Annotated in this window: 22 protein-coding genes; 13 read left to right on the forward strand and 9 right to left on the reverse strand. The window is 35.1% G+C overall.

Annotation, left to right across the window (positions count from 1 at the left end; genetic code table 11):
* Positions 1-84: 84 nt before the first annotated feature.
* Entirely contained in the window at positions 85-588 is a 504-nt protein-coding gene (locus KAOT1_RS01080; RefSeq protein ID WP_007092815.1) for a peptide-methionine (S)-S-oxide reductase, read from the reverse strand.
* A 287-nt stretch (positions 589-875) separates the two neighbouring features.
* On the opposite strand from KAOT1_RS01080, the gene KAOT1_RS21730 reads away from it, so the two are divergent.
* The 8 genes from KAOT1_RS21730 (at position 876) to KAOT1_RS01120 (ending at position 12,721) form a co-directional block, all read left to right on the forward strand.
* Positions 876-5,183 (forward strand): leucine-rich repeat domain-containing protein, encoded by a 4,308-nt coding sequence (locus KAOT1_RS21730; RefSeq protein WP_007092816.1) that lies wholly within the window; start codon positions 876-878, stop codon positions 5,181-5,183.
* A 256-nt stretch (positions 5,184-5,439) separates the two neighbouring features.
* Complete coding sequence (locus KAOT1_RS01090; protein ID WP_007092817.1) at positions 5,440-7,104, forward strand: transcriptional regulator; 1,665 nt, start codon at positions 5,440-5,442, stop codon at positions 7,102-7,104.
* Between the two features lie 442 nt (positions 7,105-7,546).
* Positions 7,547-8,362: a T9SS type A sorting domain-containing protein gene (locus tag KAOT1_RS21735; RefSeq protein ID WP_007092818.1), complete on the forward strand. Its 816-nt coding sequence runs from the start codon at positions 7,547-7,549 to the stop codon at positions 8,360-8,362.
* 187 nt (positions 8,363-8,549) lie between these two features.
* A complete protein-coding gene (locus KAOT1_RS21740; RefSeq protein ID WP_007092819.1) occupies positions 8,550-10,211 on the forward strand; it encodes an alpha/beta fold hydrolase in 1,662 nt (553 codons plus the stop codon).
* Positions 10,212-10,524: 313 nt separating this feature from the next.
* A complete protein-coding gene (locus tag KAOT1_RS01105; RefSeq protein ID WP_007092820.1) occupies positions 10,525-10,908 on the forward strand; it encodes a cytochrome c in 384 nt (127 codons plus the stop codon).
* A gap of 58 nt (positions 10,909-10,966) precedes the next feature.
* A complete protein-coding gene (locus KAOT1_RS01110) occupies positions 10,967-11,488 on the forward strand; it encodes a YceI family protein (RefSeq protein ID WP_007092821.1) in 522 nt (173 codons plus the stop codon).
* The gene (locus tag KAOT1_RS01115; protein WP_007092822.1) at positions 11,466-11,864 is read left to right on the forward strand and encodes a hypothetical protein; all 399 of its coding nucleotides are present in this window, start codon (positions 11,466-11,468) and stop codon (positions 11,862-11,864) included. Before KAOT1_RS01110 ends, KAOT1_RS01115 begins: the two co-directional genes overlap by 23 nt.
* Before the next feature lie 5 nt (positions 11,865-11,869).
* Positions 11,870-12,721, forward strand: coding sequence for a DUF5777 family beta-barrel protein (locus tag KAOT1_RS01120; RefSeq protein WP_007092823.1), 852 nt, complete (start codon positions 11,870-11,872; stop codon positions 12,719-12,721).
* 97 nt (positions 12,722-12,818) lie between these two features.
* Here the strand turns inward: KAOT1_RS01120 and KAOT1_RS01125 are convergent, their stop codons facing one another.
* From KAOT1_RS01125 to KAOT1_RS01135, 3 genes are all read right to left on the reverse strand, one after another.
* Entirely contained in the window at positions 12,819-13,103 is a 285-nt protein-coding gene (locus KAOT1_RS01125) for a hypothetical protein (protein ID WP_007092824.1), read from the reverse strand.
* A 165-nt stretch (positions 13,104-13,268) separates the two neighbouring features.
* Complete coding sequence (locus KAOT1_RS01130) at positions 13,269-13,568, reverse strand: hypothetical protein (RefSeq protein WP_007092825.1); 300 nt, start codon at positions 13,566-13,568, stop codon at positions 13,269-13,271.
* A gap of 154 nt (positions 13,569-13,722) precedes the next feature.
* The gene (locus KAOT1_RS01135; protein ID WP_007092826.1) at positions 13,723-14,049 is read right to left on the reverse strand and encodes a hypothetical protein; all 327 of its coding nucleotides are present in this window, start codon (positions 14,047-14,049) and stop codon (positions 13,723-13,725) included.
* Between the two features lie 486 nt (positions 14,050-14,535).
* Between KAOT1_RS01135 and prfA the strand changes: the two genes are divergently transcribed.
* The 5 genes from prfA to KAOT1_RS22610 all read left to right on the forward strand — a co-directional run bounded on the left by prfA (position 14,536) and on the right by KAOT1_RS22610 (position 18,481).
* The gene (gene prfA, locus KAOT1_RS01140) at positions 14,536-15,609 is read left to right on the forward strand and encodes a peptide chain release factor 1 (RefSeq protein ID WP_007092827.1); all 1,074 of its coding nucleotides are present in this window, start codon (positions 14,536-14,538) and stop codon (positions 15,607-15,609) included.
* Positions 15,610-15,742: 133 nt separating this feature from the next.
* Positions 15,743-16,558 (forward strand): orotidine-5'-phosphate decarboxylase, encoded by an 816-nt coding sequence (gene pyrF, locus KAOT1_RS01145; RefSeq protein WP_007092828.1) that lies wholly within the window; start codon positions 15,743-15,745, stop codon positions 16,556-16,558.
* A 13-nt stretch (positions 16,559-16,571) separates the two neighbouring features.
* A complete protein-coding gene (locus KAOT1_RS01150; protein ID WP_007092829.1) occupies positions 16,572-17,363 on the forward strand; it encodes an ABC transporter substrate-binding protein in 792 nt (263 codons plus the stop codon).
* Positions 17,364-17,649: 286 nt separating this feature from the next.
* Positions 17,650-18,153 carry a hypothetical protein gene (locus tag KAOT1_RS01155; RefSeq protein ID WP_007092830.1) on the forward strand — a complete coding sequence of 168 codons (504 nt, stop codon included), beginning with the start codon at positions 17,650-17,652 and terminating at the stop codon, positions 18,151-18,153.
* A 106-nt stretch (positions 18,154-18,259) separates the two neighbouring features.
* A complete protein-coding gene (locus tag KAOT1_RS22610; RefSeq protein WP_007092831.1) occupies positions 18,260-18,481 on the forward strand; it encodes a hypothetical protein in 222 nt (73 codons plus the stop codon).
* Between the two features lie 113 nt (positions 18,482-18,594).
* On the opposite strand, the gene KAOT1_RS21745 is transcribed toward KAOT1_RS22610, so the two are convergent.
* The 5 genes from KAOT1_RS21745 to KAOT1_RS01185 form a co-directional block, all read right to left on the reverse strand.
* Entirely contained in the window at positions 18,595-19,674 is a 1,080-nt protein-coding gene (locus tag KAOT1_RS21745) for a peptidoglycan-binding domain-containing protein (RefSeq protein WP_007092832.1), read from the reverse strand.
* Positions 19,675-19,765: 91 nt separating this feature from the next.
* The gene (locus KAOT1_RS01170) at positions 19,766-20,095 is read right to left on the reverse strand and encodes a hypothetical protein (protein WP_007092833.1); all 330 of its coding nucleotides are present in this window, start codon (positions 20,093-20,095) and stop codon (positions 19,766-19,768) included.
* 402 nt (positions 20,096-20,497) lie between these two features.
* Positions 20,498-20,701 (reverse strand): putative signal transducing protein, encoded by a 204-nt coding sequence (locus KAOT1_RS01175; protein ID WP_007092834.1) that lies wholly within the window; start codon positions 20,699-20,701, stop codon positions 20,498-20,500.
* A gap of 116 nt (positions 20,702-20,817) precedes the next feature.
* Positions 20,818-21,036, reverse strand: coding sequence for a DUF5763 domain-containing protein (locus KAOT1_RS01180; protein WP_394330258.1), 219 nt, complete (start codon positions 21,034-21,036; stop codon positions 20,818-20,820).
* A gap of 37 nt (positions 21,037-21,073) precedes the next feature.
* Positions 21,074-21,313 (reverse strand): hypothetical protein, encoded by a 240-nt coding sequence (locus tag KAOT1_RS01185; RefSeq protein ID WP_040559242.1) that lies wholly within the window; start codon positions 21,311-21,313, stop codon positions 21,074-21,076.
* Positions 21,314-21,377 lie beyond the last annotated feature (64 nt).

Here is a 21,377-nt window from a genome sequence, read left to right on the forward strand (position 1 = left end):
TACGCTTTAACAAAGTGTTAAATTCTACACTTGATTAAAATATTTTTTACTCAAGAACAGAGAATCTGTAGTAAAGAGTAGAAATTAAAGATGTTTTAACTTCTCCTTAGCGGCAAACTCCGAAAACGCAGTCAACAACAACTTTAATTTCGGATTGATAAATTGTTCGCAAAAAGGTTTCTTCGGATTGGAATAATAATAATTGGTAATTTCCTCGCGGGAAGCTTTAAACGCCACAAATGGCAACACTTGCGTGATGATGTTATCTTCAAAATTCGTTTGTAATTCTGAAAGAATGTCAGTGACTTCTATTTGTTGTACTTTGTCATAAAAATAAACAGCAGAACGGTATTTCTTCCGCATAGAATGTTGTACGGTCGATTTGTGCGTACGCAGATGAATCTCCACGAGAACCTTCAACGGAATTTCGTTCACATCAAAAGTAACAATCACGGCTTCTGAAAACGAATCATTTTCACCTGTAGATTGTACCCAACCTTGTGCTACATTTTGCACACCGATCAACGATTGAAACACAGCTTCGGTGCACCAATGACAACCTCCGCCAAACGCAATTTTCTGAATCATATTACAAAAATAAGAAACAACTTTTAGTTGTCAGAATTGTACAATACAAACATTTCGAGTTCAAATTTTATGATTGTAAACAATTGATATTTATGAAGTTACTTTTTTTAGATATTATTGTGAAAAATCCGTCACTCTGTCGGAAAAGTGACAGCAATAAACGGGATTGTTATACTTTCAAGATAAAATAGCCGCTACTTTTGTGACGTGATTAAAACCTTAAAAATCATAACTGTAGGTTTTAAATACAACTACCAATACATACTAAATATTTAAAGGGGCACATTATGAAAACCAAAATATTATTCGTCATTGCACAATTAGTAGCAGTGATGAGTTTTGCACAAACATTTTCGGATAACGGATTTAACTTTAACGTATTATCAACCAATCCGAACGAAGTAGAAGTTACAGGAGGAAGCGACGGAAGTTCGCCACTCACCATTCCTAGCACTGCAACCGACGGAAATGGAATTGTATATACCGTTACCACCATTGGAAACTCAGCGTATCGAAATGGCGCTGGAAATGGTGTGATACTACCAAATACAATTACAACCATTGCATTTAGAGCTTTTAGAGACAATGGCGGATTGACAACGATTACCTTACCTGCAAGTGTGACCTCAATTGCAGGAGAAGCTTTTTTTAGATGCGGATTGAACGAAGTCATTGCTTTAGGAACCACGCCAGCTAGTATTGGCAATAGTTCTTTTGGGAATCGGGAAAATATAGATTTAACAGTTCCAAATGGTTTGGAAGAAACCTATCGATTAGCAGGCTGGACAGGCTTTAATACAGTCAATGGAGAAATTCCGATAGGCGGAACGTTTGAAGTAGGCGATTTACGATATAGAGTGACATCGCAAAGTCCTAAAGAAGTTGAGGTAGCAGCTCGTTTAAACGGAATTGTCGATGTGGTAATTCCTGTATCTGTACTAGAGCCACAATTTGGCGACACCTATGCAGTAACTGCCGTTGGAAATCGTGCTTTTAGAAACGCAGGAATCAATAGTGTGGTGTTGTCCAATACCATAGAAACGATTAAAAATGAAGCTTTTGAACTGAATAATCTGACAACGATTACCTTACCAACTTCTGTAACAACCATCGAAAGTGAAGCTTTCAATTTGAATGCTTTAACAGAAGTCATTTCTCAGGCAGTAGCAGCTCCATCCATTCAAACAAATAGTATTGTAAATCGTGGAGATATTAGTTTAACAATTCCGAATGGCTCTGAAGCAGCGTATGTAAATGGTGGCTGGACAGGATTCTTTTCTGTAAACGGAACACCTTTTATCGGTTCTGATTTTTCCGTGGATGGATTTAATTATAGAATCAACGGCGTCAATCCAAATACAGCAGAAATACGCGGCGGTGGCAACGGAATTGTAGATTTGATAGTACCTTCTTTCATTACTAAAAATAATATTTCATTTACAGTAACTACTATTGGAGATACTGCTTTTAGAAATAGAGGACTCAATAGTGTTGTATTTCCAGAAAGTATTATTGCGATTGGAAATGAAGCTTTTGAACAGAATAATTTAACTTCTGTGACTATTCCTGTTAATGTAATATCAATAGGATTTCAAGCTTTTATTAATAACAGTTTAACACAATTAACTTTTGAATCGGGACCAGAAACGATTGGCGAAAGTGCGTTTAGAGGAAACCAATTGACCAGTGTGAGCATTCCAAATGGAACAGTAACAATAGGAAACGGAGCATTTTTTAGCAATTCCATATCCAGTCTATCATTACCAACTTCTTTAGATATAATTGACCGAGAAGCATTTCGAAACAATCAGTTGACAAGTGTCGTGATTCCAACGGGAGTAATTACCATTGGTAGAAGCGCCTTTATTGAGAACTCAATTTCGAGTTTAAGTATTTCGTCTACTGTTCAAACAATAGAAACAGATGCTTTTCGTAATAATCAACTTATGAACGTTACTTTGCCAAGTGCATTAACCACTTTAGGTGCAGGTGCGTTTCGAGGTAATCAATTAATAAGTATCGTAATTCCAAATGGCGTGACCGTGATTAATTCAGCAACGTTTCGCGACAATAATTTGGTCAATGTCACTTTGCCAGCAAATTTACAATCAATCAAAAATGATGCGTTTCGTGATAACAACATTGAAAGTATCAGTTTTCCAGCAAGTTTAACCGAATTACAAGGTTTTGCTTTCCGCAATAATAATTTAACAAGTGTTATCATACCAACAACCATTTCAACAATAGAAGCTCATACATTTAGCGAAAATCAACTGACAGACATTATTATTCCTGATAATATTACCAATATAGGAAATGATGCTTTTACTAGCAATCCTATCAATACGCTTACTGCAGATAGTGCTACGCCAGCAACCATTACTTCGTCTAGTTTTGGAACGCGAAATACAATTAACTTGATTATCATTCCAAATCAACAAACGGTGATTGACGATTATGTGGCTACAGGTTGGACAGGTTTTAAAAGTGTGAATGGAGAATTTCAACTCGGCGCACAATTTACAGAAGAAGATTTACAATACGAAGTGACAAGCACAAGTCCTAACGAAGTAACAGTGTTGAATAGAGCAACGGCAGCACAAACGATTAGCATTCCGGCAACGGTGACCGAATCGAGTGTTGGAACAAACTTTAGTGTAACAGCTATTGAAGACGCCGCTTTTCAAAATACAGACATTACCACAGTAACAATTGGCGTAAACATACAAACCATAGGAAACAATGCATTTCAAGGCGCTTCTTTAACTGCAGTTGATGCGCAAGGTACAACGCCTGCAACGATTACAGCATCTAGTTTTGGCGATAGGTCTTTGATAAATTTAACCATTTTATTTGGTTTGGAAACAGTATATGCAAACGCAGGTTGGACAGGATTTAGAACCGTAAATGGACAATTATCCGATGGTGCTTTGGGAGCTACTTTTGTGGATGGTGGTATTACATATGAAATTACATCTTTAAATCCGAATGAAGTAACAGTGGCAGGTAGTTCTGTTACAGGCGATTTGGTCATTCCCGCGCAAGCTAATTTAGAGACCAATACATTTTCTGTACTCACTATTAGCGACAATGCTTTTCAAGATGATGACATTACCAGCGTGACGCTTCCTGCAAGTATCACCACGATTGGAGCCAATGCTTTTAATACAAATACATTAGAGGAAGTTATTGCGTTAGGAACCACACCAGCAACGATCGAAACCAATTCTTTTGGAGAGAATGAAAATATCTCTTTAACTATTCCTAACGGAACAGAAACAGCATATGAAAACGCTGGTTGGACAGGATTTTTCTCTGTAAATGGTAGCGGACCAAGCGTGGGAAGTGCCTTTTCTGTTGGAGGTATTCGTTACGAGATTGTAACACTTTCGCCAAATACGGTAAAAGCCATTGCGAAAAGTGGCGAGGTACCAAATGGTGATTATATATTTCCTGAGTTGTTATCAAAAAATGGCGTCGATTTTATCATAACAACCATTGGCAACTCAGCCTTTAGAAATCGTGGAGTGCGTAGTATAAGTTTTCCATCAACCGTAACAACGCTTGAGTTTAGAGCGTTCCGTGACAATGGAAGTTTAACACAGCTAACACTTCCTGCAACGATCACTTCTATTGGAAATGAAGCGTTTTTTGATACAGGTTTGGTAGAAGTCATCTCTGAAACAACTACAGTCTTCAATATTGCCAGCGGCACTTTTGGAAATAGAAGTAAAATAGATTTATTCATCCCGCAAGGAACCACACAAGCATATTTAGATGCCAATTGGACAGGTTTTAAATCGATTGTAGAAGAAGGAACGGTAATTTTAGAGCCGAAAGCATTTTTACAAGGTGCATTTTTCAATCCAACTACAGGAGAAGAAAACTTAATGCGAGATGATTTACGCATAGCGGGAATTATTCCAACAACATCGCCGTATGCGGATGGAATTACCTGCAATAGTTCCGTTTTTAATACGACAGGAAATAATGCTATTGTAGATTGGGTTTTTGTGGAATTGCGCGATGCAACAGATAATACAACTGTAGTTGAAAGTCGCTCTGCACTCTTACAACGCGATGGTGATATTGTGGATGTAAACGGTGCTGGAATTTTAAAATTTACCTCTCCGTTAGATAATTATTTTGTAGCCATTCACCATCGAAATCACTTAGGAGTTATGTCGAATACAGCATTGCAATTGGACGGAAATCGTGTCAATTTAGACTTTACAGATGCTACCAATCCGATGACGTTTGGAAGCAATGCACAAACTACCGCAGGAATGCCAGCAGATACGTTGGGCATGTGGACAGGAAATGTAAATGGAGACACCATTGTTCAGTATTCAGGAGTGTCGCCCGATACACCAGCCATTCTATCGTTGGTATTGAATGATGTTGGAAACTTTTTAAATTTCTCCACCTTTGCAGTCAATGGATATGATGAAAATGATTTGAATTTGGACGGAAATATTCAATACGAAGGCGTTTCTCCAGATGCACCGTTTATCTTACAAAATGTGCTAGCGCATCCAGGAAACTTTTTAAACTTTAGTACGTTTCAAATACTAGAACAATTGCCTGAAAACTAAAGAAAACAGTAATTTTTCTTGATTGTTAGAATAATTCAACATACGTAAAAGAGGCTGTCTAAAAAGTTTTTATAAACGTCATTCTGAGCTTGACTTAGAATCTCATCACATTGATTTTCAGCTGTTATGGGAAACCAAAACAAGTTTGGTTTGACGGAATTTGTACTTTTTAGACAGCCTCTTTTTTTACCATAAAAAATACCAAAAGGAAATAGTAACTTTGTTTGTACCACCAAAAACTTTTAAATCCTGCCTAATGAAAGTACGTATCATAATAGCATTGTTGTTTTTGTGTTCTTTATCAATAAAGGCACAAACAGAAGATAGTATCGAAGACGTACTCAAATTTCAGATAGCAGAAACCACTATAGATTCTTTAAAAGTACCGTTGTTATTAAAATTAGCGGAACATGTGTATCAATTTGATGTAGATGAAGCGCGTGAAATTGCACTCCAAGCAAAAGACATCGCTGACGATATTGCATCAAACAGCGTATATTATCAAAAACAACGAATACATCTGTATCAAACACTTGCTGAATGCGATCAATTGCAAGACAAAACATTAAGTTCTCTTGAATACATACAAAAAGCCATTGACATTGCCAATACCATCAACGACACCAAAAGTTTACGAAAATCATATCGTATCAGAGGAATTTTATCTATCAAAAATAAAGACACCATCAAAGGAAAAGAGTTCTACAAAAAGTCTGTTGACATTGGAAAAAAAGTCAATGACTCTGTCGGAATTGCAGATTCATATATGTATTTGGGCGTGTTATCTTATCATGAAAATAATGGAAAAGATTCCATGTCGTATTATATGAACTTATCCAAAAAGTATGATAATTCTCTTGAAAATTTGATACACACGGATGTGAATTTGGCAACGTTCTACATCTTCGATCAAGATTATGAAAAAGCACGAAAAATATATGAAAGCCTAATTGAACCACACAAAAAAGTCAAAAACTATCTCGGTTTGAGTAATTGCTATTTGAATTTGGGAAATGTATATGCTTTTTTAAATCAGAAGGAAAAATCGTTGCAAGCGTTGGACAGTGCCATTGCATATTCCAAAATTTTAGGCAATAAGGATTTTTTGGAATCTCAGTATTTATCACGACGTAACATCAATTTGCATTTTAAAGATTACAAAGCGGCAATGCTAGATTTTGAAATGCACAAAAAATATTACGATTCCCTCAACGATTTGCAAGCGGCGAAGCGTTTTACCGAATTGGAACTCAACTATAAATTTGCGAAAGAAAAAGAAATTGCGGCAATTCAGTTGAAAAACGAGCAATCGAAAAAAACATTGTATATCATTTTACTTGTGGTCACGATTGTTGGAGCGATTATCGCTTTTGTTTTAGTTCGAAAAAATAACAAACAACGCTTACAATTGAAGGAAAACGAATTAAAACTCAAAGAAGTTGAAAAATTAAAAGCCGATTTAGCCTTAGCAAATAGAGAAAAAGAACTCAAAAAAGTAGTCATAGAAAACTCCATCACCGAAGAAGTACTCAACAAAACCTTAGACGACATCAAAGAAATCATCACATTTGAAAACGAAAAAGAGCGAAAACTGGCGTTAAAGTCTTTATCTGCTTCGTTACTTTCAGAAAAAACGGCAAAAACTACCACTTCAAACACGCAGAATTATTTGGATGAGGTAAGTATTGATTTCAAAGTGAAATTGGATACACATTTTCTAACCTTAAAACCGAGAGAAAAAGAATTGCTTTGTATGATGAAATTGGGATTGAGTACTTCCGAAATCAGCAAATTATTCAACACTACAATTGCTTCTATAAAATCGTCAAGATATCGAATTCGTAAAAAATTAGAACTAAATTCAGACGATGATATCATTGCATATATTGAAACAAAAAGCACTTCAGATTTAGATTCATAATATATTCTCCGTTTCATAATTTCAAAAAGCCATTAATATACTGTTGATGGCTTTTTTTACGGTTAAAATGTATTGAAAATCAATATTTTATGATTTTGATACCCTTTTGATACCACCCAAAACTTGTAACAAATCCGACATAAGACTTCCTTTGTTTAGAAGTAAAAGCGATACTTTTTTGAGTAAAAATACCAATTACTAATGTGCCGAATTTACTATTACAATACAATTAAAAAATGTGTTAAAAATTGAATCCGTTTTTTTCCTTTTTGAAGTTGATTTTTCCGTTTCAAGGAGTTTTGTAAGGCATAAGTAAGTTATATCAAAGACATTAGTTGAAAATAATAACAGCATGTAAAACGACTCTATTCAACCAACTTTAAAAAAAGAACAATAAACAATTATCAGAAAAACTAGATACAAATACTAAATATTAAAAACGATGAACAAATTTACTTTTACCAATCTCTGCATAGCAATTTATTGTCTATGTACAATGCAACTAAACGCACAAGACGGTTATACGTACACGCTAATTCACAATGGCGGCTATAGTTTTTCTGTAGGAGCTGTGCCAAATGCAAGTACATCCAATTTTCCAACATCAGTACAGAGTTACGGATTCACTATTATCGTACCTGATGGCGTTACTGCAGTAATTACTTCTTCCTTAGGAAATGGTGCAGCAACTACATTTTTTGATGGAAACAACGTAGGACAACCAACGATTGATGGTTATTTAATCACAGAAACCTTAGGAAGTCCTATTGCATTACCAGCGCCATCTGTAGCAACCACAACACCTATGGTAACTTTTGAAATACAAGGAACTCCAACGAGTGGAATTATAGAAATACTAGCTAATAACGCTGCGCTTGCAACGGCAGTTACGCCGCTAAAAAGTTTTATGTCAGCGGATATGGAAGATGACGGTTCAGCTGCGTTTTCCAACAGAGTAGATCCAAATGGTTCAGGTTTGTCTGGAGACAGCACATTCGATTTTACAACGCTTTCTTTAGCAGATATAAAGTTTGAAAATCTTTCAATATATCCAAATCCAGCTACTGATGTGGTGAATATCAACTACACTGAAACACCTTTGCAAAAAATTGAAATTTACAATCTCAACGGACAATTATTACAAACAAAAACGACGCAAATGGAAAGATTTCAGATTCACAACTTACAAGCGGGCATGTACCTCATGAAATTGTACACTAACAATGCAAATACAACAATCAAATTAATCAAACAATAAATAATACATCCCAAATCCAGTCAAGAATACTAATGATATAATAAATTATTTTTTTAGTTGAAAATCAGAATTTTACGAAATTTTTTAAGTGTAATTTATAATAGAAGTTTAATTTATTTCAAGGTCACTTCATTAGTATTAAAAATCTACGCTATGGCTTTTAACCATATTACAACAACACAATGATATGATTCCTAAAATACAATATACAAAAAGCGGAAACCTAAGCATTGCCTATCAAGTTTTTGGTTCAGGACCTGTAGATTTGGTTTATATTCCAGGTTGGATTTCCAACATTGACTGGATGTGGGCGTGTCCAGAATTGGTAGATTTTTTTGAAGAACTTGGGAAAGTCGCACGAATTATTCTTTTTGACAAAAGAGGAACAGGTTTGTCCGATCGTATTGTGGAACTTTCGACACTTGAAGAACGCATGGAAGACATCAAAGCCGTCATGGACGCCACGAACTCCAAAAAAGCCATTCTATTTGGACATTCGGAAGGCGGAAGTGTTTCGGCTTTATTTAGTGCAACATATCCAAACAGAGTATTGGCGCTGATTACATTTGGAATTTTTGCAAAACGACGCTATTCTGAAGATTATCCATGGGCACCAACCGACGAAGAACGTCAGAAAGTGTACGACATGATTGAGCACAACTGGGGAAGTGGTGAAATGAACTTAGAATCGCTAGTGCCATCCAAAGCAAATGATCGACAATTTATGAGTTGGTTGGCAAGTTATTTTCGCTCAGGTGCAAGTCCTAGAGCGGCTTTGAAATTAACTAAAATGAACACGCAAGTTAATATCATTGATATTTTAGAATACATCAAAGTGCCGACATTGCTCATGCAGCGAACTAATGATATTGACGTAAAAATAGAAGAAGGAAAGTTTATTTCGGAACGTATCAAAGATGCAAAATTTGTTGAATTTGACGGAAACGATCATCTCTTTTGGGCAGGAAATACCCAAGAAGTATTAGAGGAAATAAAAACATTTATTCGAGAATTGCCACCGTGTGATAATTGTCACAAAAAACGACTTGCCACGATGCTTTTTGGGCATATGTTTACGGTTTCTAATAATGGCATTCAATCGCAAATGCTAGAAGAAATCATTCAGCAAAAAGGCGGAAAAATTCTAACCATAGAAAAAAAGTTTTTTGTGGCTTCTTTTGAAGTGCCGAGCAAGGCAATTTGTACAGGAATGTCACTATTAAACACATACAGAGAAAAAGCAATTCCTTTTGCCGCGGGCATTTACATGAAAGAAAGTGATGATAGCCAAATTACGCCGTTAGATCATAGAGATAATTATATGATTACGTCTATTTTATCACTCATCAAACCGAATAAAATTGTGGTTACGCAAGCCATCAAACATTTGCTATCGGGAGTTGCGTTCAATTTTACAAAAAACACCTCTATTCTAACTTATAAAACGCATCAACTTTGCAAATTGTATCACGTAACTGACAAATCGAACACACACGTAAAAACCTCTTTTCCGTATAGCTTCTCGAAGTACGATTCATTTTTGGAAGACGTACTAAAAATTATCGATGAACATTTGGATAATAATAATTTTGGTGTGGAAATGTTAACAAAAGAAACAGGCGTAAGCGAACGAAAGTTACAAAGACGCATCAAAGAAACCACAGGGAAATCACCAGGACAACTAATAACTTTCATTCGACTCAACAAAGCAAAATCTGCCTTGGTAGGAAAAATTGATACGGTGGCTGAAATCGCGTTCAAATTTGGGTTTTCCAGTCCGTCATATTTCTCAAAATGTTTCAAGAAAGAATTCGGAATTCGTCCTACAGAAGTAGTCAGAACCAATTAAACGATCACCATAAATAAGCGATTATTCTTCTTCAAAAAATCGCATACAATTGACGGAAAATTACTAGCATAAAACGGATTTGTTACAGAGAAAGCTATCAATTGAAATTACATTTACTTCAAATATAAATTCGTGATAAATGCACGAAACAAGCAGGGAATCAGCGTGTAGAAGAATTCCTTTTTAACGCTCAAAATTCCGTTTCAAGCAGTTTTTATAAAGTTTATACATAAAACGGTCATTAATTTACATCGTTCAAAATAGAATGATAAAACAAGAAATATCCATAAAGTAAAAACCATAATAGAATTCAATGAAAATTAAACTAAAAGCAATGTATCGAAAATTTACCTTACTGACGGTCTCTGTAGTAGTAATTGTACTCTACAACTGTACAACAAATACTATTGACGAAGGCGATGTTGAAGATTTACCTCCAATCCAAGAAGTGGTAACTTACGAGGACGATGTGCAAGCGATAATTGTAACAAATTGCGTCAACTGTCACAGCGGACCCAATGCAAACGCAGGTTTACAACTCACAAGTTATGTAAACGTAAGAGCTGCTGCTGAGCAAGGAAATCTTGTAAATCGTATCAACAATGCAGCGAATCCAATGCCACCATCAGGACAATTGCCGCCAGAAACGCGCCAAATTATTGACCAATGGGTTGCAGATGGGTACCTTCAAAATTAATAGTGAAACAACACCTAAAATAATAATAAGCAACATGAAAAAAATACTCATCCTGTGCATGTTTATAACAGTAGGAACTGTGACGGCACAAAAATATTTTACCAAAACTGGTGAAACCGATTTTAAAGCTTCGGTAGAAGCCTTTGAGCCAGTTGAAGCTAAAAGCAATAGTACAACAGCTATCTTAAAAGTAGATTCGGGCGATTTGGCAGCGTTACTATTTATCAAATCCTTTCACTTTAAAGTAGCGTTAATGGAAGAACATTTTAATGAAAACTATATGGATTCAGACAAGCATCCAAAAGCAACTTTCAAAGGGAAACTGAAAAACTTCTCTATGTCAGATATATCTAGTACAGCAAAAGAATATCAACTATCAGGAATACTAACTGTTCGCGGAAAAACCAAGGAAATTACAACAACTGCAAAGGTTTCAAAAAATGGCGAAAAAATTACAATCGACTCATTTTTTTCCGTAAAACCACAAGACTTCGACATTGATATTCCAAGTATCGTGAGAAAAAAAATCGCAAAAAAAATTAACGTAACACTACATTATGAGCTTGTCGAAAAAAAGTAAATTCATCATCTCGTTTTTAATAGCGTTTGTACTTGCATTTATCATCGCATACAATTACGCTTACAAATCACACACTGCTATTGAAGACATGGAAGTTGCTTACGCTGGGAACACGCAAGAATTTCTTAGCAAAGTAAAAGAAACTCCAGAAGCGTGGACACAAGGCGAAAAAGTCATTCAACTCACAGGATTAATTACTGCCATAGATGACAAAGGAATTTCGTTGAACGAAAGCATCTACTTTCAATTGGCAGAAGGAACAACTACCGAAAATTTGGCAGAAGGAAAAAAAATAATAATCAAAGGAAGAATTATTGGTTATGACGACTTGTTAGAAGAACTAAAACTAGACAAAGCCATTATTGTCAAAAAATAACACACATGAAACATTACTACATACTAGCAATATGCTGTTTATTCAGTATAGGAATGCACGCGCAAGACGATTTATTGGATGAATTAGAAGACGAAGCTACACCAGAAACTTTTGTCTCACCTGCGTTTAAAGCCATGAAAATTGGAAACTTACAATCGACTAAAGTTGCCGCAAAAGGCGATTTCTATTTATACGTATCGCACCGATTTGGAACCTTAGAAGATGGATTATCTACCTTTTTTGGATTTGACAATGCAAACACGAAAATTCAATTGGTTTATGGACTTTTTGAAGGTTGGCAATTTGGAATCAGTAGAGAATCATTACGTAAAACTTACGCGCTTTCTACAAAAGTGAATCTAAAAAGTCAATCAGATAACTTTCCGGTCAATTTGGTTGGATACGCTACTGCGAATATCAACACACAAGTACGAAAAGATCGTTTTCCATTTTTACGTTTCGAAGATCGTTTAAGCTACACAACACAACTATTAATTTCACGCAGATTTAGCAATAGCTTTTCATTCGAATTAGCACCATCATACGTGCGTCACAACTTAACACTAGAAGCACCTCAAAAACACGATCAATTTGCATTGGGAGCAGGCGGACGTTTAAAAGTAAGCAAGCGCATGTCTATCAACATGGATTATGCATACAATTTTAGTAGAGCAGATGGAACAGCATTTAGAAATCCGTTTACAATTGGCGTAGATATTGAAACAGGCGGGCACGTATTTCAATTGTTATTTTCTAATGCGCAATCTACCAATGAGCCTGGCTTTTTAAGCTATGCAGAAGGCGATTGGGGCGACGGCGATGTTTTTTTCGGATTTAATATTGTGCGTGTATTCTAAAAGAAAATCTTACCTATCAACTACTGATCTACTTACACTAAAAAAGGCTTTCAACAACTTGAAAGCCTTTTTGTTACATTCTATAATTATATTGGTATTAGTAACATTGCATACCATTACAAAAACTATACAGCGCTGTTTTGTCACAGCCGTAATTAGTTTGCGGTGGACAACCATTTGTTGGACAGTTTTGTGTTTGTGGTGGACATCCGTTATTAGTAGCGCAATCGTCTGTTTGACACTCAAACTCCGACAAACATGGCTCAGCGGTTCCTGTCCAAGATTGATAATTTGTTCCTCCTTTTAAACCGTCAGATGCTAAAGAAGCTACACTCGATTTCTTTAACGCTAATTGTTTTAAGTTAATTTGCTTTTTTTTCATGATTATATAAAATTTATGATTAAAACCTAAAAGTAGAAATTACTCACAAAAATTATCTATGGAAAATCCGTAGTAAAAGTAAGTTTTGAAAAGTCAAAAAAAACAGAGCTTTCAGTATTAACACTGAAAGCTCTTAAAATAATTTTTATGTAAGAAAGATTTTTACTAGTAGCAGTATACTCCTGGAGGGCATACAGAATGTGAGTTACATAATAATGTTTGTGGTGGACAATTTTGTGTTTGTGGTGGACATCCATTTGTGTAACAACCATTAGTTTGTGGTGGACAACCATCTGTAGGTTGAGGACAACCGTTAGTTCCTCCACAATTGAATTCTGATGGGAAACATGGCTCAGCCGTTCCTGTCCAAGACTGGAATCCTCCCGTAACGCTATTAGACTCTAATGAAGCTACTCTAGACTTTTTTAAAGCTAATTGTTTTAAATTTACCTTCTTTTTTTTCATGATTTCTAGGTTTGCGGTTAAAAAATGCAAAGTAGAAAAAAGATATAGCTTTATTTTATGGAAAATCCGTAATAAAAGTAAGTTTTAGTCCAAAAAAAAGGCTTTCAAATACATGAAAGCCTTATTCTTCTTTATTGTTATTATCGAAAATTTCTTAGTAGCACTGTATTCCTGGAGGACAAACAGAATGTGATTGACAGAAATCTGTTGGATATCCACCAGTTCCACCGCCAGTATTTCCTCCGGTATTTCCACCAGTAGTTCCTCCACCACCAGTTGTACCACCACCGCCAGTAGTTCCACCGCCACCAGTAGTATCGCAGTCAAAATCAGAGAAGCATGGTTCAGCAGTTCCTGTCCAAGATTGGAAATTTCCTGTGTTCCATCCGCTAGTTCCACCTGTTAGGCTTCCAGACTCTAATGATGCTACTCTAGACTTTTTTAAAGCTAATTGTTTTAAATTTACTTTCTTTTTTTTCATGATCTGTAGGTTTTGGTTAAAACTCAAAATTAGGAAAATTGTAGATCAAATTTCTATGGAAAATCCGTAATTAAAGTAATGTCGTAAAAGATAACTGCATCATTTTCAATTGAAAATGATGCAGTTATAAAATAAATGATGAAGTGTAAAACTATTGTTGATCTGTTTGACAGTCATGAGTTTTAGGACATGGCTTTCCATTTCCAAGAGATGTACAGTCGCTGTCCAATGGCGATTGCAATCCTCCTTTTACAACCTCTTTTAATGACGCAATTCTTCTTTTGTTAAGTTGTAATGAGTTCAGACTTCTTTTTTATGTGTAAAAAATTAATAATATTAGTCTTAAAATTACAATTAAAATGTAAGGTTCTTCTATTGGAATTCTAAGAAAATCACTTTTTTAGTAAAAGTATTTTAGAACTACAAGAGAAAACTTCAAACAATCAATAAAAATTGTAAATTTGCAAACCTGAAAAGAAAAGTTCCATGTTAGAAAAGTTACAAATAGTAAAGCAGCGTTTTGATGAGGTAAATGATTTAATCATTCAACCAGATATTATTGCTGACCAAAAAAGATACGTACAGCTTAATAAAGAATATAAGGATTTAAAGATACTTGTAGAAAAACGTGATGTTTACAAAGAGCTTTTAGACAACATTTCTGAAGCTGAAGAAATTATTGCAGATGGAAGCGATGCCGAAATGGTAGAAATGGCAAAAATACAAATGGACGAAGCCAAAGCTGCCTTGCCTGCTTTGGAGGAAGAAATTAAAGTATTATTGATTCCAAAAGATCCAGAAGATAGTAAAAATGTAGTTGTGGAAGTCCGTGCAGGAACTGGTGGAGATGAAGCTAGTATTTTTGCAGGCGATTTGCACCGTATGTACACAAAATACTGTGAAGGTCGTGGTTGGAATGTAAGTGTTGTAGATTACAGTGAAGGAACTTCGGGTGGATTTAAGGAAATTATCTTTGAAGTTTCTGGAGAAGATGTTTACGGAACCATGAAGTTTGAAGCAGGTGTGCATCGTGTACAACGTGTGCCACAAACAGAAACGCAAGGTCGTGTGCATACAAGTGCGGCAACCGTAATGGTATTGCCAGAAGCCGAAGAATTTGATGTAGAATTAGACATGAACGATGTGCGAATTGAACGTACAACGTCTACTGGACCAGGAGGACAATCGGTAAATACAACCTATTCTGCCATTCGTTTGCATCACGGACCTTCAGGATTGGTAGTAAGTTGCCAAGATCAGAAATCATCACATAAAAACTTAGAAAAAGCCTTAAAAGTATTGCGTTCTCGATTATATGAAAAAGAACTTGAAAAGAAACTCGCTGCAGATTCAGCGCGTCGTAAAAGTATGGTTTCTTCTGGTGACAGAAGTGCTAAAATTAGAACCTATAATTATCCACAAGGACGTGTTACAGATCACAGAATTGGATTGACATTATACGATTTATCAAACATTATGAATGGTGATATTCAAAAAATTATTGATGAATTGATGTTGGTAGAAAATACGGAGAAATTAAAGGAATCTAGTGAACTGTAATCTAGTTGTCAGTTATTTGTTGTTTGTTGTTCGTTTTCATGTAAAGATGTTTTTCTTATTAAATTAACATTCAGCAACCAGCAACCAGCAACCAGCAACCAGCAACCAGCAACCAGCAACTAAACTAAACAAAATGACCACAACACAACTGATTGCAGAAATTCATAAAAAGAAATCATTTCTTTGTATTGGATTGGATGTCGATTTGCAAAAGATTCCGAAATATTTGTTAGAAACAGAAGATCCAATTTTTGAATTTAACAAAGCAATTATTGATGCTACACATCATTTAGCCGTTGCTTACAAACCAAATACTGCTTTTTACGAAGCTTATGGTATCAAAGGTTGGCAAGCTTTAGAAAAGACAATTCAATATTTAAATACCAATCATCCTGAAATTTTCACGATAGCTGATGCCAAACGTGGTGATATTGGAAATACGTCGAGTATGTATGCGAAAGCTTTTTTTGAAGATTTAGCCTTCGACTCCGTAACCGTAGCGCCCTACATGGGAAAAGATTCTGTTGAACCTTTTTTAGCTTTCAAAGGAAAACATACCATTTTATTAGCGTTGACATCAAATAAAGGCGCATTTGACTTTCAGACAAAAATAATTGACAACAAAGAAGTCTACAAACATGTGCTGGAAACTTCTAAAAGTTGGGAAAACAGCGAAAACTTAATGTATGTCGTTGGTGCGACGAAAGCTTCATTTTTAGGCGAAATCCGAAAAATTATTCCAGAGCATTTTCTATTGGTTCCTGGAGTCGGTGCTCAAGGCGGAAACCTACAAGAAGTTTGTAAGTACGGAATGACAGAAAATGTTGGTTTGTTAATCAATTCTTCTCGCGGAATAATCTACGCGTCAAACGAAGCAGATTTTGCTTCCGCCGCAGCGAAAAAAGCAGAAGAATTACAATTACAAATGGCAGCAATTTTGACGAAGTAACGCTTTTTATCTCATGGAATTTACAGATCAAATGCTGCGAACTTTTACGTTAAAAAAAACGCCAAAACGCATCGTTTCGTTAGTACCTTCGCAAACCGAATTGTTGTACGATTTAGGTTTGGAAGATCGCATAGTGGGAATCACAAAATTCTGTATACACCCGTATCATTTAAAAAGTACCAAAACCATTGTTGGTGGAACAAAAAATATCAAGCTCGATAAAATAAAAGAACTCCAACCTGACCTTATTCTCTGTAATAAGGAAGAAAACACAAAGGAAATTGTAGAGACGTTAGAAAAATTTTTCCCCGTACATGTTTCTGATGTGAAGACGATTGACGAATCTATGGAAATGATTACGCAGTATGGCAACATGTTGCGGTGTAATACCGAAGCAGCAAAAATCAACCAAAAAATTGCATTTCACTTAAAAGATTTTCAAGAGTTTGTAAAAGATATTCCTGTACAAAAAGTAGCATATTTTATTTGGCGAAAACCTTGGATGGTTGCCGGACAAGATACGTTTGTCAATTATTTATTGAAGTTGTGTAAGTTTGAAAATATCTACGAAGCACACGGAAGATATCCAGAGGTAAACATTGAAAAAATTCGCTCAGAAGGCGATCCTGATATGGTGATGTTGTCTTCAGAACCATATCCGTTTAAAGAAGAACATGCGTTTGAATTGGGACGTTTTACACATCATGCAAAAACGATCTTTGTAGATGGAGAATATTTTAGTTGGTATGGTTCGCGACTTGTCAAGGCATTTTCATATTTCAAAAAATTACATCAAAGTCTTTAAATAGAAAAAATCGGGTAATGAGAACCCGATTTTATTTCTTTAACTAACCCAAAATGTTGTATTAGATTCTTACAACACTGCAAATATATGTCGAAAATCTAGTTTGGTATGTTAAGAGAATATTAGAAATTGATTAAATAATGTTAAGAATTGTAAAAACTTAGCATTACAATTTAGCTTAAAAAATAATTTTGACACAATGATTAAGTTGTTGTTTAACAAATGCTTAACGGTTTCTGTGCTGAATTTAAACTATCTTCATTATCATTAACTAATTCCCTTTATAATGAAAAAATTACTACTTGGTTTCGTACTATTATTTTCGATAACGATCGTTGCACAACAAAATAACTGTGTATGTTGTACAGAAAATCATCAAGCTTTTGACTTTTGGATTGGAACTTGGAATGTGACAAATACCGACGGAACACCAGCAGGAAAAAACGTCATTACAAAGATTGAAGGCGAATGTGTTTTACGTGAAAATTGGACAAGTGCCAAAGCAAATTATACAGGAACAAGCTACAATTTCTACAATTTGCAAAAAAAGCAATGGGAACAAATTTGGGTTGATAATCAAGGTGGAAATTTACACTTAAAAGGAAATAGAGTAGGAAACCAGATGATTTTAATGAGTGATGAAGTACGTTCTCCCAGCGGAAAAAAATATGTAAACAAAGTTACGTGGACATTGAATGAAGATGGTTCTGTACGACAACATTGGGAAACATCAAGCGATCAAAAAACATGGAAAACGGTGTTTGATGGTTTGTATGTGAAGGAAAAATAGGTTTCCAAACTATCCGATAATTCACGGAATCGTCAGATAATTCATTTTTATTAGTTTGCTTCTTGAGGTACATTCGTTTCATTATTAATTCTAAAATATATTAAAAATGAAAAAAAAGAATCTTAAGTCGTTATCACTAAATAAAAAAGCAATTTCTTCGCTCAATGGAAATAGAAGCAAAGGTGGCGCCATAGATATTTCAGAAGTAATTGGTTGTATTACTGGAGGATGTGATCCCGTAGAAATTACAGATGAATGCAGAGCGACTCCTTCATGTACAAGTGATAGTCCGATGACATGTTTTAATACCTGCATTTTATGTTGGTAAAAAAAGTGAACGAACTCATTCTTAGAAGGCTTTCAAAGCTTGTTGAGAATGAGTTTGTTATTAAAAGAAAATTACGTGATATTTCGACTTCAATTTCAGTTTCAACTTCAAAACTACACTTCACCTAATTGAACCGCTTTTTGCATCGCTTCATATCGTTTTTTCCAAGCAGCTCGGTCTTTATTTAAATGATCGTCAATATGTACAGGATCGGTTGTGTTAAAATTTCCGCCCCAACGTAATTTTGGATCATCAATAATAAGCTTTAAAAAGTATTTTACAGGTTCAGGTACGTTTGGATATTTCGCTAAAACTTTAGAGTTTGCCCAGCCGCCATTTCCATAGCGTACATTCATATCGATTCCGTGTCCCGCCAAATGATTGGAAAATGTAGCAGGTTTTACAATGGCGCCACGCACATTTGTAGTGGTTCTAAAAGAACTTGTAACATGTACAAAAACGTTGGCTTGCTTGGCATAACCGTTAATTTTTTCAAGCGCAGGGACAAATTCTTCATCAGCTCTGCACGGTTTTCCAGAAAAATTAGAAGCTTCAAACAATACCAAAGGCGATTTTCTGCTTGGTAAATTTTGTTCAGCTAAATCTGTCCATTTACTTCCATAATATCGGTTGATATCATTCAGAAAAAGATCAATTAACGGACGAGAAAGTAAATCGCCATCCGAATTAATATTATGGTCACTTGCATACTTTACCACTGCATTTCGTGTACTGTTTCCATAAAAGCCATCTGCACCATATTTGGCAAAATTTAGTTGTTCGCCATAACCTTCGGTGTTTAGGAACACTTGAATGGCAGTAATGCTCATCTTCGTTCCTTTTGAAATATATTTTTTTGTTCGAAGATCGGAAGTATGAATTTGCCATAAAACATACATTTCTGGTAAAAAATCGTGACGTTGAAGAATCAATTTTGCCAAATCGTCAGTAATTACTTTTCCATCACTCGAATGATTGTTTCTTTGGGCAAACGCAGCAACAGCAACGGCTGTAGCTTTTCCGTAATCGCCATCAGCTTGGTAATTATCCCATTTTAGTTCTTTTCTAAAACCTAGTTCAAATAATGTTCGTTGCAAATCGGTGACCAACTCTTTGTCGGAAGATCCTTGAAATAAAGAGTTGCTGATAGTTCCTTTTTTTAATGCCGCTTCAAGTAAATTTGAACATTCCATGGTGATAAGTTTTTATGTTCTAGCAAATTAAGGAAAAAAGAACACAATGAAAAAGGGTGAAAACACTTAGTTTTAAAACCAACCTAAAATGTTACGATACGTTTGCTTTTTGTTGATTCTTCTTTAATTTCCAAAATGAATGCGCATAGAAAATAACAACCATTACAAAAAAAGGAATTGCAGATTGTGTAGTTTCTTTTTGAAATTCAGTGACATTCATTAAATAGGCAATAACGGGAATCGTGACTAATAAAGGTGAAACTAATAACAGCCAAAGTTTGTAACCTTGTACGGTTCGCAATCCTAAAAATACGTGAGTTCGATGTAAGAATTTTAGTTTAAAACTTTTCTTTTCCGCAGTATAGCAGGAGTTTTTCGTTAAAAAATTTCGAAGCCTTGGAGAAAATTTAGAAAAATTCATGCGGTTTTAGTTTTTCCATAAAAGAAAAACTAAAAATACCTCTGGAAAAGTTCCCTTTCTTTTGTTTCTTTTCTTTGGGTAAGCAAAGAAAACGAAAATAAAACACTGAAAATTAATTATATAGTAGAGTTGTTTCTAAAATTACTATAAATATAAATTGAATGATTTATATCGAACTGACGTTAAAAATAAAAATAGTAATTGTCCAATCATGATAGAAAAGATAGGCAGAAAACCTAATAAATCACCTTTTAATAACATTGTTGGCAATTTGGTAATCAGGAAAATTTCAAATAGTACTTAAGGTCCGCCAACATGTCTTCCATAAACCATTTAAAAAAATGATGAAACAATTAGCGCAAGAAAGATGATTGGATGTATTTTTAACTTCACAGAAGTTTTTTATTTCAACTTAGAGAGCAGTTGTGCCGCTTTTTCAACATCTTCTTCTGCTACATGTAATTCTATACTTCCGCCAAGCATTCCCGCATAAGCACGATCCATTTTGTTGATTTCGAAATAGTTAATTCTTGCTTCATCTAAAATGTGTTTAGCGTCCATTGCCTGAATTTGTTCTGTGGTGGTGTATATTTTTACTTTACTCATAGTTTTTTGTTAAATGTTCTTTCTTAAAGATACAAAAATCAGAAGGATTTCACAGGTTTTACGCGGTTGTTTTTTGAAGGAATTCAATTAAAACAGCTAGTTTCTAAAATAGCGAATTACGTATGCTGATAACAATAGCCACCACCTTTTACTTTTCGCCTGCAACGTTTCCCAGATTGTGTTTTTGCGCCACAAGTTGGCGTTGCTGATTTCTTAGAATTTTTATATTTATTTTTTGATGAGATGGTACGATCGCTATTTTGTTTGGTATGTTGATAACAATAGCCGTTTGCCAATCGCGTTTGATGTTTACAGCGCTTTCCTTTTTGAGTAATTCCTTTGCATTGAACGCTTTTGGAAGTGCCAACCGATTTATCTTTGGAAGTTAATTGTTTTTGTAATTGATTTTTTGGTGGTTGGTTTGCAAATCTTGCAAGGAGTTAATTTTGAAGTATTAATTGCGTCCAATCCAACCAACTTACTCGAAACATTTTCCACCATTCGGCACGAACTCAAATGATAACGCGCTCCCGAAGGTGTTTTGTAGACATCTTGCGCAATCACATATAGCGTTTGTATAAGCAGAAAAAATAACAAGAAACGTTTTTTCATAATTTATAAAATTACACCAAAACAAGTATATACAACTACGGTTTACCGTAAAATAAAAATATTC

Source organism: Kordia algicida OT-1 (assembly GCF_000154725.1).
GTDB lineage: Bacteria > Bacteroidota > Bacteroidia > Flavobacteriales > Flavobacteriaceae > Kordia > Kordia algicida.

Bases quoted from the DNA above. Each gene is read 5' to 3' on its own strand.
- KAOT1_RS22610 (WP_007092831.1), top strand. From the start codon at position 18,260: ATGAAAAAAAAGAATCTTAAGTCGTTATCACTAAATAAAAAAGCAATT.
- KAOT1_RS01110 (WP_007092821.1), top strand. From the start codon at position 10,967: ATGTTTATAACAGTAGGAACTGTGACGGCACAAAAATATTTTACCAAA.
- KAOT1_RS01115 (WP_007092822.1), top strand. From the start codon at position 11,466: ATGAGCTTGTCGAAAAAAAGTAAATTCATCATCTCGTTTTTAATAGCG.
- KAOT1_RS01155 (WP_007092830.1), top strand. From the start codon at position 17,650: ATGAAAAAATTACTACTTGGTTTCGTACTATTATTTTCGATAACGATC.
- KAOT1_RS21730 (WP_007092816.1), top strand. From the start codon at position 876: ATGAAAACCAAAATATTATTCGTCATTGCACAATTAGTAGCAGTGATG.
- KAOT1_RS01080 (WP_007092815.1), bottom strand. From the start codon at position 588: ATGATTCAGAAAATTGCGTTTGGCGGAGGTTGTCATTGGTGCACCGAA.
- KAOT1_RS21735 (WP_007092818.1), top strand. From the start codon at position 7,547: ATGAACAAATTTACTTTTACCAATCTCTGCATAGCAATTTATTGTCTA.
- KAOT1_RS21740 (WP_007092819.1), top strand. From the start codon at position 8,550: ATGATTCCTAAAATACAATATACAAAAAGCGGAAACCTAAGCATTGCC.
- KAOT1_RS21745 (WP_007092832.1), bottom strand. From the start codon at position 19,674: ATGGAATGTTCAAATTTACTTGAAGCGGCATTAAAAAAAGGAACTATC.
- KAOT1_RS01125 (WP_007092824.1), bottom strand. From the start codon at position 13,103: ATGAAAAAAAAGCAAATTAACTTAAAACAATTAGCGTTAAAGAAATCG.
- KAOT1_RS01120 (WP_007092823.1), top strand. From the start codon at position 11,870: ATGAAACATTACTACATACTAGCAATATGCTGTTTATTCAGTATAGGA.
- prfA (WP_007092827.1), top strand. From the start codon at position 14,536: ATGTTAGAAAAGTTACAAATAGTAAAGCAGCGTTTTGATGAGGTAAAT.
- KAOT1_RS01185 (WP_040559242.1), bottom strand. From the start codon at position 21,313: ATGAAAAAACGTTTCTTGTTATTTTTTCTGCTTATACAAACGCTATAT.
- KAOT1_RS01130 (WP_007092825.1), bottom strand. From the start codon at position 13,568: ATGAAAAAAAAGAAGGTAAATTTAAAACAATTAGCTTTAAAAAAGTCT.
- pyrF (WP_007092828.1), top strand. From the start codon at position 15,743: ATGACCACAACACAACTGATTGCAGAAATTCATAAAAAGAAATCATTT.
- KAOT1_RS01105 (WP_007092820.1), top strand. From the start codon at position 10,525: ATGAAAATTAAACTAAAAGCAATGTATCGAAAATTTACCTTACTGACG.
- KAOT1_RS01170 (WP_007092833.1), bottom strand. From the start codon at position 20,095: ATGAATTTTTCTAAATTTTCTCCAAGGCTTCGAAATTTTTTAACGAAA.
- KAOT1_RS01175 (WP_007092834.1), bottom strand. From the start codon at position 20,701: ATGAGTAAAGTAAAAATATACACCACCACAGAACAAATTCAGGCAATG.
- KAOT1_RS01090 (WP_007092817.1), top strand. From the start codon at position 5,440: ATGAAAGTACGTATCATAATAGCATTGTTGTTTTTGTGTTCTTTATCA.
- KAOT1_RS01150 (WP_007092829.1), top strand. From the start codon at position 16,572: ATGGAATTTACAGATCAAATGCTGCGAACTTTTACGTTAAAAAAAACG.
- KAOT1_RS01135 (WP_007092826.1), bottom strand. From the start codon at position 14,049: ATGAAAAAAAAGAAAGTAAATTTAAAACAATTAGCTTTAAAAAAGTCT.